12 protein-coding genes are annotated in these 15189 nt (G+C 56.5%); 2 read left to right on the forward strand and 10 right to left on the reverse strand.

The window, feature by feature from the left end; all coding sequences use genetic code 11:
- Positions 1-193 precede the first annotated feature (193 nt).
- Complete coding sequence (locus FOC35_RS21115; RefSeq protein ID WP_172570117.1) at positions 194-817, forward strand: response regulator; 624 nt, start codon at positions 194-196, stop codon at positions 815-817.
- Between the two features lie 4 nt (positions 818-821).
- Positions 822-4109, forward strand: coding sequence for a response regulator (locus FOC35_RS21120; protein ID WP_172570118.1), 3288 nt, complete (start codon positions 822-824; stop codon positions 4107-4109).
- Here the strand turns inward: FOC35_RS21120 and FOC35_RS21125 are convergent.
- From FOC35_RS21125 to FOC35_RS21170, 10 genes are all read right to left on the reverse strand, one after another.
- Entirely contained in the window at positions 4099-4341 is a 243-nt protein-coding gene (locus FOC35_RS21125) for a DUF2164 domain-containing protein (protein ID WP_172570119.1), read from the reverse strand. The genes FOC35_RS21120 and FOC35_RS21125 overlap by 11 nt on opposite strands.
- On the reverse strand, positions 4341-4925 hold the full coding sequence (locus tag FOC35_RS21130; protein WP_172570120.1) for a flavin reductase family protein: 585 nt from the start codon (positions 4923-4925) through the stop codon (positions 4341-4343). The genes FOC35_RS21125 and FOC35_RS21130 overlap by 1 nt, the downstream gene beginning before the upstream one ends.
- Before the next feature lie 55 nt (positions 4926-4980).
- Positions 4981-5376 carry a 4-amino-4-deoxy-L-arabinose-phosphoundecaprenol flippase subunit ArnF gene (arnF, locus tag FOC35_RS21135; RefSeq protein WP_172570121.1) on the reverse strand — a complete coding sequence of 132 codons (396 nt, stop codon included), beginning with the start codon at positions 5374-5376 and terminating at the stop codon, positions 4981-4983.
- A complete protein-coding gene (gene arnE / locus FOC35_RS21140; protein ID WP_016536212.1) occupies positions 5376-5699 on the reverse strand; it encodes a 4-amino-4-deoxy-L-arabinose-phosphoundecaprenol flippase subunit ArnE in 324 nt (107 codons plus the stop codon). The genes arnF and arnE overlap by 1 nt, the downstream gene beginning before the upstream one ends.
- Positions 5696-7357 (reverse strand): lipid IV(A) 4-amino-4-deoxy-L-arabinosyltransferase, encoded by a 1662-nt coding sequence (arnT, locus tag FOC35_RS21145; RefSeq protein ID WP_172570122.1) that lies wholly within the window; start codon positions 7355-7357, stop codon positions 5696-5698. The genes arnE and arnT overlap by 4 nt, the downstream gene beginning before the upstream one ends.
- Before the next feature lie 4 nt (positions 7358-7361).
- The gene (gene arnD, locus FOC35_RS21150; RefSeq protein ID WP_016536210.1) at positions 7362-8258 is read right to left on the reverse strand and encodes a 4-deoxy-4-formamido-L-arabinose-phosphoundecaprenol deformylase; all 897 of its coding nucleotides are present in this window, start codon (positions 8256-8258) and stop codon (positions 7362-7364) included.
- Complete coding sequence (gene arnA, locus FOC35_RS21155; RefSeq protein ID WP_016536209.1) at positions 8255-10237, reverse strand: bifunctional UDP-4-amino-4-deoxy-L-arabinose formyltransferase/UDP-glucuronic acid oxidase ArnA; 1983 nt, start codon at positions 10235-10237, stop codon at positions 8255-8257. Before arnA ends, arnD begins: the two co-directional genes overlap by 4 nt.
- Complete coding sequence (gene arnC / locus FOC35_RS21160; protein WP_016536208.1) at positions 10237-11217, reverse strand: undecaprenyl-phosphate 4-deoxy-4-formamido-L-arabinose transferase; 981 nt, start codon at positions 11215-11217, stop codon at positions 10237-10239. The genes arnA and arnC overlap by 1 nt, the downstream gene beginning before the upstream one ends.
- 1 nt (position 11218) lies before the next feature.
- Positions 11219-12358, reverse strand: a complete 1140-nt coding sequence (arnB, locus tag FOC35_RS21165) for a UDP-4-amino-4-deoxy-L-arabinose aminotransferase (protein WP_016536207.1) — start codon at positions 12356-12358, stop codon at positions 11219-11221.
- 367 nt (positions 12359-12725) lie between these two features.
- The gene (locus FOC35_RS21170) at positions 12726-14690 is read right to left on the reverse strand and encodes a U32 family peptidase (RefSeq protein ID WP_172570123.1); all 1965 of its coding nucleotides are present in this window, start codon (positions 14688-14690) and stop codon (positions 12726-12728) included.
- Between the last annotated feature and the right edge of the window lie 499 nt (positions 14691-15189).

Below are 15189 nucleotides of genomic sequence, written 5' to 3' on the forward strand. Positions count from 1 at the left end.
GTCATCAATTTCTGTCATCCCAGGACTACAAACACACCTTGCTGAGCCGCAACAGCCCCGCACCCAGCGCGAATGGCGGGCAGCATTAACAATCGACAAAGGACGACAAGAAAAGTATGCATTATTTTATCTGTTGATATAAACGGCCATTTTATGTCAGCCTTTATAAAGAAAACAAACTCGAGGAAGAATAATGGCGACCCTGTTGATAATAGACGACCATCCGATGGCGCGTCTGGCTATTCGCATGCTGCTGGAAAAAGACGGTCATCAAATCCTTGCCGAATCCGGCGACGGCTCGGAGGCATTTAAATTAATTCAAAAATTAAACCCCGAAATTGTCGTCGTGGATTTAGATATTCCCGGATTGAGCGGCGTGGAATTAATAGAAAAATTAAGAAACCACGACTTCTCTGGCCGCCTATTAGTGCTAACCGGGCGCGATGACGAGCATTATTTAAGCCGCTGCATGAACAGCGGCGCGGATGGTTTTGTCGGCAAGGGCAATAATCTGGACGAATTACAGGATGCGGTACGTGCCGTAGAGCGCGGCTATGGTTACTTTCCGCTACGCCGCCAGGCCAGCGCGAAAAACACCCGACCTGCGAGCGAAGTTGAGGCCGTAAAAAGACTGTCCAACCGCGAGCTACAGGTGCTTTGTTACCTGAGCCGGGGGGTAAAAATCATGGATATCTCCGACAAAATGCACATCAGTAACAAAACGGTCAGCACCTATAAAACCCGCATCATGACCAAGCTTCAGGTCAGCAGCACCCTCGAGCTGATTGATTTTGCCCGCCGCCACAGCCTGGATTAAACCGATGTTCAATTTTTTTCTCCTGCTGCTTAGCTTGTTAATCCTCCCTCCGGCGCAGGCCGAACGCTCCGCAGAACCGGAGCGCCTGCATATCCTGAGCCGTGAAAGCTACCAGCCCAAAGCCTTTACCCTCGACGACAAGGACTGGCGCTGGCTGGGGAACAAGCGCGAGCTGCACGTTGCGGTCTGGCAGCCCGAAATCCCACCGCTTTACCTGTATACGGGAAACAGTCGCTATGAGGGGATGATAGCCGACTACATCCACCTGATAGCACAATACCTGGGTCTGCGCGTCAACGTGCAGATGTTTGCCGACCGCGAGGCGGCGCTAAGCGCGCTGGCGCAGCACAAAGTAGATATGGTTGCCGACCCTTCGGGTAAAGTGCTGCCTCAGCATTCAAAGTTTGCCACATCCGGCAACTTTATTAGCGACCACCCGGTACTGGTTCACAGAAAAAGCAGCAATGTCGCGCCCTTCCGCTACCGGCCGGGCATGCGGCTGGCGATTGCCCGCTGGTACGTGGACGACAGCTGGATAGAGCAAAATTTTCCCGGCGTGATCATCCGCCATTTTTCTACCGACGAACAGGCCATGGCCTCGGTTGCCTTTGAGGAAAATGATTTTTACATCGGCAACCTGGTGACCACCTCCTATTTGCTCGAGCGTAATTACTCGCATTTTCTCGCTTTCCAGCGGGTCTACCCCGAGCGGGAAACCGGCAGTCATTTTGTATTGCGTAGCGAAGATCTGCCGCTGATGCGGGCGGTGAATCGTGCCCTGGAGTCCATTCCACGCATTCAGCATCAGGTGATCCTCCAGCAGTGGAGCGAGCGGGCTAACCTCTGGCGCGTCAGCAAGCAGGTGGAGTTTTCCGGGGCGGAAAAGAAGTGGCTTGCACGACACCCGACGGTAAAAGTGTCGGTAAACGCCTTTTATGCACCCTTTACCATGATCGACGCCAACGGCAATTTTTATGGCGTAACGGATGATATTTTACGGTTAATCAGGCTGCGTACCGGCCTGCATTTTGAGCCGGTTTCAGCGGATTCCGTCAGCGCGATGGAGCACCAGCTTACGGATAAAAAGGCGATGTTTATCGGCGCGGTCAGCCACAGCGAAGAGCGGAACCAGAACCTGCTGTTTTCTCGTGCTTATTTCACATCGCCATTCGTGATGGTTCAGGCAAAGGAAAAAAACTACGCCTCCCCGCTTCCGGCAGGCACCCGCGTTGCCATCGTCAGCAAAAACAGCCTGATCCCGGAACTGCAACAGCTTAATCCCGGTATTCGCCTTATCGAAACCGCCAATGCCAGCATTGCTATGCAAATGATCGATGACGGCAAGGCCGATATTGCCATTCACTCGCTGTTTGGCGCCAGCTACATGATTGACCGCTACTTCCGCGACAGGCTGAAGATTGGCGGACGCGTTGGCGGCCAGACGGCGGGGATCTCTTTCGCCGTCTCCCGCGATCAGCCGGAGCTGCTCAGCATTCTGAATAAATCGCTGGAGAATATCTCCCCCGCCGACATCAACAGCATCATCAACAAATGGCAAACCCGACCGGACGTTCGGCTGGATACGTGGGAGTTGTATAAAACCCAGTTCTGGCTGGTGCTTAGCGTAGCGGGCATCTTGATCCTGACTTCGCTTATTTGGGTCTATTACCTGCATCGCGAAGTCCGGGCGCGCCTGCTGGCGCAGCAGAAGTTGCAGGCCCAGCTGGAGTACAACGAAACCCTGACCCTGGCGCTCTCGGAAGAGCGCGAGCGAGCCGAGCAGGCAAACCGGGCGAAGAGCACTTTTCTGGCGACCATGAGCCATGAAATCCGCACCCCGGTCAGCGCGATTATTGGCCTGCTGGAGCTGGCGGTAAAAGCCAACGGCAAGCTGCCGGAGGAGGAAGATCCGATTCACGTAGCCTGGGAGTCTGCCCGCACCCTGATGGGGCTAATCGGCGATATTCTCGATATGGCGAGGATTGAGTCAGGCCGCCTGGAACTGGCACCGGAGTGGGTAAGAACTACCGACCTGCTGCCGCCGGTAGTGCGCGTATTCGAAGGGCTGGCGCGGCAAAAAAGCCTGCGGCTGCGCTGCATTTTATCCCCGCCTCTGCCTTACCAGGTGTATATCGATCCGCTGCGTTTTCGCCAGGTGCTATCGAACCTGGTAAGCAACGCGATTAAATTCACCGACCGGGGCTGCGTTAACGTTGATATCGCGGCGCTGGAGAGCGGCCCGGCAGACAGCGTGCTGCTGAAGATAAGCGTAGTAGATAGCGGGAGAGGCATCACCGCCGAGGAGCAGGAAAATATTTTCTCCCCGTGGGTGCAGGCTAAGAACGGGCGCGGGCAAAGCGGCTCCGGGCTTGGACTGGCGATTTGCGCCCAGCTGGTGCAGATGATGGGCGGCAATATTTCGATGAAAAGCCTCCACGGACACGGAACCGAAGTCAGTTTTACCGTACCCGTGGCGCAAAGCCAACGGCGGCCTGAGCAGACGAAGTCCGAGAGTCACCAGCAGGCGGTGCGCCATTATCCGCTGAGTATTCTGGCGGTCGACGACCACCCTGCAAACCGGCTGCTGCTGCGCAGCCAACTGGCTCACCTCGGCCACCGGGTCACCGAGGCTCGCGACGGCGAAGAGGCCTGGGCGCTGTGGCAGGAAAATGCCTTCGACGTGGTGATAACCGATTGCAGCATGCCGGGGATGGACGGCCCGGCGCTCACCCGGCTTATTCGCCAGCACCAGGCCGCGCCGGTGATTATTCTTGGACTGACGGCCAACGCCTGGCCGGAAGAGCGCACCCGCTGCATGTTGGCGGGTATGGATGACTGCCTGTTTAAGCCGCTCCAGCTCCCGCAGCTGGAGGCGATTCTCGCCGGCGTGATGAACAGCAAACAGGAAGCACAGGCGGAGCCGGTAAGCCTTGAAAAACTGGTCAACATCGAAAAACTTCAGGCCATGAGCAGCCACGACGGCGGCATGTTGAAAGAGCTGCTGGGCCTGACGCTGCAAAGCAACGAGGAGGATTTAACCCTTGCCGAAGATCTGCTGAACCTACAGGACTGGCCCGAGCTGGCCTGCTGCGTGCATCGCATTTCCGGGGCGGTACAAATATGCGGGGCGGAACGGGCCGAAGCCGCCTGCCGTAAACTGGAGCTGGCCTGCCGCGAAGCCGTGGTAGATGAAGTAGAAATCGAAGATTTATGGCTACAGTGCGCCTGCGCCGTGGGGCAATTTAACCAGGCGATAAACGCCTGGTTAGCAAAGGAGCAGGCTAATCGATGACCTTCTCTAAATCGAGCAGCTCTTCCAGCGTCAGCATATTGCTTTGCGCCACGGCCAGAGCGTCGTCCAGCCCTTTGTTATAGAGAGCCGGAGCCATTTTCTTCACCAGTTCATCGAGGAAAAATTCTGCCTCAAACTGCCCGAGCTGGAGGTCGTGTTTGTCCTCCAGCCAGTCGGTAATAAAGTCCCGCAATTTGCGGTAGTCGTCGGCGGGAAGCTCAATCCTTTTCATTATGCCTCCACGTTTGGCACCACCAGCGGCTCGCCGATAGCGTAAAAGTGGCCGCCCGCGATGTAGTGCAGGCTGCGGAACGCCGGGTCGGCGGTTTCAAATGACCAGCGGTCATTCTGGAATACGCGGTCGTCCGCCCATGCGCCAATAATTTCGCCGATAAACAGGTCGTGCGCCTGGTGGTTATGCGGTTCAGGGATCAGTTTACAAACCATCCAGGCGGTGCAGCCCGCCACCAGCGGCGCGCTGTGCCCTGGAGCATGAAACAGCTCAACGCCCGCCTGTTGCAGTTTGTCGGGCATCTCTTTCAGGCTGTGGGTGCCGAGAAAGTGGGTCATGTTCAGCTGGGCGGCACACGGCACCTGAATCACAAAGGTGCTGCTGCTTTCAATTAACGTGCGAGTGACGGTGCTTTTATCCAGCACCACCATCAGTTTTGAAGGGGTAAAATCCAGCGCACAGGCCCAGGCTGCGGTCATTACGTCGTCCACGCCATCGTGATGGGCGGAGACCAGAACGGTTGGGCCGTGGTTGATCAGGCGGTAAGACTTTTCTAACGGCACTTCAATGATATGTGGGTTCATATACTGCATCCGGTATTCATCTGATTGCCGTCAGTTTGCCTGAACATTTAGCGCATTACTTTTCCTTTTTTTGGCGCAAATTATGCGGCAGGCAAATCAGTACCAGACCGAAGAAAATCGCCGCCACGCCGATTAGCTTTTCAGGGCTGAACGCCTCATTCAGCCACGGCAGATTGATGGCGGAAACCCACACCAGAACGTAGCTGAGGCTAAGCAGCGGATAAGCTTTGCTGAGCGGAATACGCCGCAGCGCCAGATACCAGCAGCCCATCGAGAACGCATAAGCCGCCAGCCCGCACAACAACGCAAACAGCGCGTAGCCGCCGGAAAGTACCGCCCAGGCAAAGTCGAGACTTAAAGAAGCGGCGGGAAACTGAATCATTGCCCACTTCATGGCGAGCTGCGCCCCGCTCACCAGCAGTACGCTCATTAACGCCCAGATATAACCCATCAGGCGTGTCCTCCGAGAGCGATGATGCCGAGCATAATCAGCACCACGCCTATCCAGTGGTGCGTCGAAACTTTTTCTTTCCAGATCCAGCGCGCCGCCAGGGTGACAAAGATAAAGTTCAGGCTCAGCATCGGGTAAGCGATGCTGACTTCAACATGTTGCAGGACCAACAGCCAGACCAGCATCCCCAGCCCGAGCAGCACAATGCTCAGCCCGAGCCAGGTCAGCAGGTGCCGACGCCCTTCACCCTGCGCGGCCTGCTTCTGGCACAGCTGGCCACCGCAGCTAAGCAGGCTGGCCAGAATAATCAGCGCGATATTCATGGCTGCTCATCGTACTCGAGCAACACGAAGCGGCCGCTGTTTGCGCGGTGGTCAGGCGTTGGCAATTTGAGGTCGCTCAGGTCGCTATTGTTAGACAGCAGCAATAGCAGTGAAACTTTGCCCTCTTTGCGGTGCTCGGCCAGCCAGTCGTTGAAATGTTCGTAGCTGACAAAACGCCCTTTGCCTTCCGGATAGTCAAGGCCGTAGCTTACTTCGCCGCGCTGCCCGTAAAGGTTGATGTCGCTGCGCTTCATCTCCCAGGCAATACCCGCCCCGATGCCGACGTTGTTGGTAAAGATATAGCGGCTGTCTTCCAACTGGGCGTGCATCTGGTGAATAAACGCCTGAGGCTGTTTAGAATTAACCACTTTAGCGGGAATAACCGCGCCCACCAGCAGCGCCAGGCCCAGCGGACAAAGGGCCGCCCAGAACCAACGTTGTGAGCTGTTGTTAAGGGTAAACAGGCCTACCCCTCCCCAAACCGCGAACGCCAGACAGCCGAGCACCACTTTCAGGGTTTCGTTGGCGGCAAACACGGGGTGTTTAGCCAGGCCCCACGGCGCAAGCACGAAGCCGACGATAATCACGCAGATCAGGCCGAACAGCATGTTGATCCAGCCGTTGATACGCAGCACCTTCGACCCCGTACGAGCCAGCTGCACGGCGTGGCGAGCCATCAGGATAGCCAGCGGCGCAAAGCACGGCAGGATATAGGTCGGCAGCTTGCCTTTGGCGATGCTGAAGAACAGCAGCGGCATAATCACCCAGCCCAGCAGGTAGAACGCCCCGCTCTGCTCGTTTCGTTCCTGCCAGCCGCGCTTTAAAGCACCCGGCAGCAGCGCGAGCCACGGCAGGCTTCCGGCAATCAGGAACGGAATGTAATACCAGAACGGCGCTTTGTGCTGGGCGTCTTTCTCGGCGAAACGCTGAATATGCTCCACCCAAAAGAAGTAGTTCCAGAAGTCCGGCTCGGCTTTGGCGATCGCCAGCGCCCACGGCAGCGTGATAAGTATCGCGCTCAGTACCGCCAGCGGCCCGAACAGCAGCACTTCTTTCCAGCGTTTTTGCGCAATAACCCAAGGCAGCACGCCGATCACCGGCACCGCAAGCGCCAGAAAACCTTTGGTCATCACGCCCATGCCGCAGGCCATGCCAAGCAGCACATAACCGCCAATTCTGCCACCGGTGGTTTTCGCCGTACTCGCCAGCCAGAAGCTGCACATAGCCGCCGTCAGCCACAGGGTTATCATCGGGTCGAGCACCGAATAGGTGCCGATGCCGTAAACCAGCAGGCAGGTAAGGAAAATCACGCCGGAGAGTACGGCAACGGTTTTGTCACGCCACAGGCGGAACGCCAGCCACACGGTCAGCAACGCGCTCAGGGTAATCGAGAAGACCGAGCCAAAACGCACCCCAAAATTGTTATGACCGAAGATCAGCTGGCTAATGTTATTGATCCAGTAGCCCGCAACCGGCTTTTCGAAATAACGCAGGTCGAGAAAATGTGGGACGATCCAGTTACCGGAGAACAACATTTCGCGGCTGATTTCCGCGTAACGCGTCTCATCTGGCTGCCACAGAGCACGAAACTCCAGCGGCACCAGGTAAAGTAAGGCAAAACAGACCAGCAGGGTCATTCCATATTTTGCTGATTTCATCGGTTCAAGACTCTATAAGTTGTTGGCAACCCAGCCAGCCTTCCCGGCCTGGGATTGTCCCGCGCACAATTTTGCCTTTCGGCAGCGTGGATAAATCGTCCGGCAGCAGCTCGCTTAGCGGGCAGAACTGCACCCCTTCGGCGGCGGCCATCGCCAGCAATTCACTAAAGGATTCTCGCATCACCATGCCCTCAACTTCAGCATGAATGGTGTAAACCGGTGTACCGCTATCCTGATGAATTTTATCCAGAATATAGCGATTAAAGTTTTCTTTATTAACCTCAGTCCCGATAACCTCGTCCCAGGTCGGCAGCGTGACGGGGATTTGCACCGCCGCCTGCTTGCCGTTTGCCAGCACCGGAATAAACGGCGCGGTACCGCGGCAGTCGCTGTTGTACTGGAACGGGAAAGCGGATTTGGCCTGCACTACGCGCTGGTCGGCACGCCAGCCTGCGACAGCCGAGCAGCTTACCGGCTGGCCGATGATTTTCTGCAACGCTTCAAGCCCGAGGCGGATCTGCTGTTCGAGCTTTTCACGCTCCCAGACGCCCGCCCAGGCCTGCCAGGCATGGTGGTCCCAGGCGTGAAGGCCAACTTCATGGTGGTCAGCCGCTGCGGCAATCACCGCGGCATTACCGGCGCCGATATTGCGCCCCGGCCATGCGGTGCCCGCCAGCAAAATGTCCCAGCCGTAGAGCGATGCCGCGTTGGAGCGCAGCATCTTCCACAGGAACTTAGGCTTGATCAGGCGCCACAGGTGGCGCCCCATGTTGTCTGGCCCAACGCTGAAGAAAAAAGTTGCCTGAGTCGAATGTAAACTTAGCGTCTCCAGAAGGTTTGGCACCCCTTCTCGGGTGCCTCGCCAGGTGTCGACATCAATGCGCAGGCCGACTTTTCTCATGAAGCAGGGTCCGTGAGTTCAACGGTTTTCAGGAAGAAGTCCAGCGTTTCGTCGATGGTTTTCTCCATATGAACTTCCGGGGTCCAGCTCAGCAGGCGCTGCGCGTTGCGGATGCTCGGCTTACGGTGCTCAACGTCCTGGTAGCCTTTGCCGTAATAGGCGCTGCTTTCCACTTCGCGGAAACCGGCAAACGGCGGGAACTGGCTACGCAGCGGGTGGCGTTCGAAGCTTTCCAGCAGCATTTCTGCCAGCTGTTTGATGCTTGCTTCGTTGTCCGGGTTACCAATGTTGATAATCTGGCCGTCACAGTTGCTGTTTTTGTTCTCGATGATGCGGAACAGCGCTTCAATGCCGTCGCCGATATCGGTGAAGCAGCGCTTCTGCTTGCCGCCGTCGATAAGCTTGATAGGCGAGCCTTCAACCAGGTTAAGGATCAGCTGAGTGATGGCGCGGGAGCTGCCGATACGCGCGGCGTTCAGGTTGTCCAGGCGCGGCCCCATCCAGTTGAACGGACGGAACAGCGTGAAGCGCAGCCCTTCTTTCTCGCCGTATGCCCAGATTACGCGGTCCAGCAGCTGTTTGGACACCGAGTAAATCCAGCGCTGTTTGTTGATTGGGCCAACGATCAGCGGGGAGTTATCTTCGTCAAACGAGGCGTCGGTACACATGCCGTACACTTCGGAAGTTGACGGGAAGATAATGCGTTTTTTGTATTTCACGCAGTCGCGGATGATTTTCAGGTTCTCTTCGAAGTCCAGTTCGAATACGCGCAGCGGGTTGCGGGTGTATTCGATAGGCGTTGCGATAGCAACCAGCGGCAGAACCACGTCGCATTTCTTAATGTGGTATTCGATCCACTCGGAGTGAATGCTGATATCCCCTTCCACAAAGTGGAAGCGCTCGTTGCCGATAAAGCGGGAGATAGCGTCGGAACCGATGTCGAGGCCGAAGATTTCGAAGTTGTCATCGCGCAGCAGGCGCTCGGTCAGGTGGTTACCGATAAAGCCGTTCACGCCGAGGATCAGCACGCGGGTGCGGCGTTTGATCGCCGATACCGGTTTGCTGCTGAGGATAGCGCCGTTGACCAGGCCCAGGGACTGAGCAAGCTGGGAGCCCTGCATGTAAACGCCGTTTTCGGCCTGGCCGGTCACGATTTCCAGCGCGCCGGTGCCGCAGGCAATAACCAGCGGGCTAACGGAGAGCACGGTGCCTGCTTTAGCGCCGTTATTGCTGTCCAGCACGCGGCTTTTCCAGACTATAAACTTGCTGCCGCCCACGTAGCTGAACGCGCCCGGCCACGGCTCGGTTACCGCACGCACCAGGTTGTTGGCTTCGGCAGCGCTGCCTTCCCAGCTGATAGCGCCGTCTTTTGGAGAACGGCCACCAAAATAGGTTGCCTGGCTGTCATCCTGTGCGGTCTGCGGGAAGTGGCCGGTTTTGATAACCGGCAGCGCGCTGGCCAGCAGGGATTTTGCAGTTTCGCAAAGCTTGTGGTGCAGGGTCAGAGCGGTATCTTCTGCGGCAATCGCCACGCGTTCCTGAGCAACAATGTCACCCGCGTCAGCGCGTTTTACCATGCGGTGCAGGGTAACGCCGGTTTCGGTTTCACCTTTCACCAGCACCCAGTTCAGCGGCGCGCGGCCACGGAATTTAGGCAGCAGGGAGCCGTGCAGGTTGAATGCGCCTACGGATGCGCTGTTGATGATCTCTTCGCTCAGCAGATTGCGATAGTAGAAAGAGAAAATCACTTCCGGCTGGGCTTCTTTGATACGGTCAACCCAAAGCGGGTGGTTAACGTCTTCCGGCGCAAAAACCGGGATACCGAATTCTGCCGCAGTGCGGGCAACGGAACCAAAGAAGTTATTCTCAGCCGCGTTATCCGGGTGAGTATAAATTGCCGCGATGTCATAGCCAGCTTCAACAAGGGCACGAACGCCCACACAGCCCATATCGTGATAGGCAAAAACAACTGCTTTCATTATTGATTTTCCTCTGAAGATAATGCGGTTTCACTGCTAACTACGCGTTGAATAAAGTAACGAGGGCGCGCGCGCACGTCGTTATAGATACGGCCGATGTACTCACCCAGCAGCCCCATACCGATAAACTGAGCGCCAATGAAGGTGAACAGTACGGCAAAGAGCATAAACACCCCGTCCGCAGCCCACTGCGGGCCAAGGGCAAGACGCAGCACCACCAGCAGCACCGCGAGGCCGAAACCGGACAGCGCGATAATGCTGCCCACTACGCTCAGCAAACGCAGCGGCGTGGTGGTCAGGCAGGTGATCAGGTCATACATCAGGTTGATAAGGCGCATAAAGCTGTACTTCGAGTCACCGAACTGGCGCTCGTCGTGGTGCACCGGGATTTCTATCGCCCGGCGGGCAAAGGTGTTCGCCAGGATAGGGATAAAGGTGCTGCGCTCGTGGCAGTGCAGCATCGCGTCGATAATGTGGCGGCGGTAGGCGCGCAGCATACAGCCGTAGTCGCCCATCGCTTTGCCGGTGGTGCGCTGGATCAGGTGGTTGATCATTTTAGATGCGCGCTTGCGGAACCAGCTGTCCTGGCGGTTCTGGCGAACGGTGCCGACAACGTCATAGCCTTCGTCGGCCTTCTCAACCAGGCGAGGGATCTCTTCCGGCGGGTTTTGCAGGTCGGCGTCCAGCGTGACGATAAGGTCGCCGGTAACGTGGCTAAAGCCCGCCATAATCGCCGAATGCTGGCCGTAGTTACGGTTCAACAGTACTGCCACAATGTGGCTGTCCGGCGCTTCTGCCGCGCGGGTCAGCATCGCGGCGGAGTCGTCGCTGCTGCCGTCATCGACCAGCAGAATTTCATAATCACGGTTGAGCTTCTGGCAAGCCTCCGAGGTACGACGCAGCAGTTCAGGCAGGCTGTCCTGTTCGTTGTAGACCGGGATTACGATGGATACTTTCTTGATTGGAGCCGGGGTCATCATCTTAAAGTCCTGCTATTTCACGTAATGCGGCGATCACTCGCGTGGTGTCGTCATCAGTCATGGTCGGGAACAGCGGGATCGAACAGATCCTGTCGCTGTTCCACTCGCTGTTCGGCAGTTGAAGCTGCGGGTAGCGTTCGCGGTAATATTTTTGCGTATGGGCGGCGCGGAAATGCAGACCGGTGCCGATGCCGCGCTGTTTCAGGGCGTCCATCAGGCCGCTGCGGGAAATACCGCAGGCCGCTTCATCAACGCGGATAATAAACAGATGCCAGGCGTGGCGATGCTGCCACTCAGGCACGGAAAGCGGCAGGAACGGCGTGTCGGCCAGCTCTTTGAGATAGCGCTGGGCAATCTCGTGGCGACGGGCATTCAGCTCTTTCAGCTTGCCTAACTGCACCAGCGCGATGGCGGCGTTGATGTCCGCCAGGTTGTATTTATAGCCTGGAGAGATAACTTCCGCCTGCGGCGCACGGCCATGAGTCTGGCGGTCGAACGCATCCACGCCCAGCCCGTGGAACTTCAGGCTGCGGATACGGTTGGCAAATTCGTCGTTGTCGGTAACGATCAGGCCGCCTTCCGCGCAGGTCATGTTTTTAATCGCATGGAACGAGAAGATAGCGGTGCCCTGAGAGCCGACGTGTTTGCCTTTATATTCGGTACCAGCCGCGTGAGCAGCATCTTCGATAACCGGAATGCCGTGGCGCTCGCCAATCGCGCGGATAGCGTCGATATCGGCAGGCGCGCCCGCGTAGTGAACCGGGACGATGGCTTTAGTACGCGGCGTAATAGCGGCTTCGATAGCTTCCGGGGTGACCATTAACGTGTCTCTGTCTACGTCAATCATCACCGGCTCTGCGCCGAGTAACACAATCATATTCAGCGTGGAAACCCACGTCAGAGAAGGAGTGATAACCTCATCGCCAGGCTGGAGCCCCAGAGCCATCAGGGTGACGTGCATCCCGCCGGTCGCGGAGCTGACCGCAATCGCATGCTTATTGCCGGTTAGCTCACAAAATGCCTGTTCAAGCGCCTGGTTCTTTGGCCCGGTGGTTATCCAGCCGGAAAGCAAGACCTCAGATACCGCTGCAATTTCCTCCGCGCCTAACGCCGGACGTGAAAAAGGCAGAAAATCACTCATTACGTGGATTCCTTATTAAATCGCTGAACGCCAAAAGCTGACGGGATAATGAAGCAGGCTGTTTAAATAAAAGCACAACATTAGAAGAGTACGCCCTGTTTAGCTAAACGGGTAATCAATAGAAAGAATTTAACAAAGAAATCTTAGAACAGTATTAAGAAAATGAGATATAACGAAAAATCGTGAAGTTGAGCCTTGCACGACGCAAAGCGTCTAAATGCCGTGCAACAACTGGTTAAGTTTCACACTCATTGCGCTACTATTTAATTGGGTAATAATTCAGCCCGTCACTAAATATATTTAAATTAATGCAGTTTGATTAAAAAAAACCGCTCACGCAGAGCGGTTTGAAATATTCAGGTAATGGTTAACGTTTTGCCTTGCTCGGCAGCGTTTTCATTAACTCATCCGGGCTGATGGAGGCAACTACGCTTCCAGGCAGCGGCATTTTCAGAATGTGGTTTTTCATCTTGCCAATGACGTGCATTTCGCACGGACGGCAGTCAAATTTCAGGGTCAGCACTTCGTCACCGTGCACCAGCTGCATCGGGGTTGCCTTCCAGCTCTTGATGTTCCCCTTTGCCTGTTTCGGGCACAGGTTAAAGGCGAAGCGCAGGCAGTGTTTGGTTATCATCACCGGGACTTCGCCCTTCTCTTCGTGCGCCTCGTAGGCGGCGTCAATCAGCTGCACGCCATAGCGGTGATAGAACTCACGCGCCTTATGATTATAGACGTTTGCCAGGAAGCTGAGGTGGCTGTCCGGGTAGACCGGAGGCGGAACGCTAACCGGTTTGCGGCTGCCGCGCTTATAGCTTTGCAGACGCGCTTCGGTTAGCTGCTCGATAGCATCGCGGCGCAGCTGGTTGAGCTGGGCGTTCGGCACAAACAGCGCTTCGGCCAGCATAATGTTCACCGCGCGGGAAGAATACATGGTCTGCCCGAGTTTGGTGAGGCCGTCACGCAGGCTGTCGAAGGCTTTCTGCGGATTATTGGCAACGTCAAACTGGCCGTCGAGGGTTTGCGTAACGCTGACGTCCTCTTCGCTGGTCACCTTCATCACCAGCTGCTGCTGGTGACCGCTCAGTTCAATATCCACCGCCACGCGACGTTCGCTGGAGGTTTTCAGCAGCGCCTGCTGCCAGTTATGGTCCAGGTTGCGGTTGAGCGGATGATTTGCACGCAGCTTCTTCAGCATATCCGGCATTTCATTTGGCCAGATACGGTACTGATTTTTACCGGTTTTTTCCACCGTATTAGCGCGGAAGCCGACAATTTCACGCTTGATAAGCACGTTCAGACCGTCGCCGTTGGTTAACGTGTCGGTGGTGTTAACGTCGAGGTGATCTTTGCTGACCTTAAGCACTTCGCCAACCGGCAGGCCCACGAACTTCGGCGAGTCGAACGCGCCGATGTCGATTTTACGCTCGTTAACAAAGTAATCGGTGCTGCCGCGGTGGAAAGTCTTGTCCGGCGACGGAATAAAGTAGTGGGAGGTCACGCCCGCAGAGGCGCGGGTCAGGTCGCTGCGCCCTTCCATCAGCTCGTCGAGCAGTTGGCGATAATAAGCGGTGATGTTTTTCACGTAGCTCATATCTTTGTAGCGGCCTTCAATCTTGAAGGAGCGCACGCCCGCGTCCACCAGCGCCGCAAGGTTGGCGCTCTGGTCGTTGTCTTTCATCGACAGCAGGTGTTTTTCGTAAGCCACCACGCGTCCCTGGTCATCTTTCAGGGTGTACGGCAGGCGGCAGGCCTGAGAACAGTCGCCGCGGTTCGCGCTGCGCCCCGTCTGGGCATGGGAAATATTACACTGCCCGGAATACGCCACGCACAGCGCACCGTGGATAAAGAATTCAATCGTCGCGTCAACATCCTGGTGGATAGCGGCAATTTGTTGCAGGTTCAGCTCGCGCGCCAGCACGATTTGCGAGAAGCCCGCATCAGAAAGAAACTTCGCTTTTTCCACGCTACGAATGTCACACTGGGTACTGGCGTGCAGCTCAATCGGCGGCAAGTCCATCTCCAGCACGCCCATATCCTGAACGATAAGCGCATCAATACCGGCCTCGTAGAGGTCAATAATCATCGAGCGCGCAGGCTCCAGCTCGTCGTCATGCAGAATGGTGTTCAGAGTGACAAAGATCTTCGCCCCATAACGGTGGGCAAACGGCACAAGTTCAGCCAGGTCTTGCAGGCTGTTCCCCGCGTTGTGGCGTGCGCCAAAGCCAGGCCCGCCGATATAAACCGCATCCGCGCCATGAAGAATGGCTTCGCGGGCGATGGCGGTATCACGGGCAGGGCTGAGTAATTCAAGTTGATTCGCGTGCAGGCGCATAGTTTGTCGTGTTCTGTAATGGTCGAAAGGCGGGTATTGTAGTCACTTCCCCGGCGCAAAAACACTGTCTCCCGGTCATAAATATCATCTATGCAGGATCGGCGACGGTTCTGTTCACGCAATATCCCGCTGCTTATGTAGCTCCGGCACCCGTGAACGTCTCAGGGGAGTCACCGTCACTCCCCTGAGCACCCGGACTCCCGGCGAGATAAATCGCCGCAAGCGGTAAACCTCCGTTTTATCTCCCAGCCCTGGGTCGGCTGAGATGCGTTCCCGACGCTCACAGCCTCCGCCCGCTCCCGGCGTCCGGACCCTGGTCAGTCGGAGAAAAACCGGAGACGATTTAAGCCGGAACAAGTGCCGCGCTTTAATCCCACAGCCACTCTGAACCTCCGCGTCGATTAAATCTCGCAGCCACGCCCTTGTCCCCGGCTCTCATCGCCCCCGGCTTTGACCCAACTCAGGCGGGGTGGAGCTGCCGGGAGCAGCGAAAGAGAGC

Origin of the sequence: Cedecea sp. FDAARGOS_727, from assembly GCF_012273235.1 — a bacterium.
Lineage (GTDB): Bacteria > Pseudomonadota > Gammaproteobacteria > Enterobacterales > Enterobacteriaceae > Cedecea > Cedecea davisae.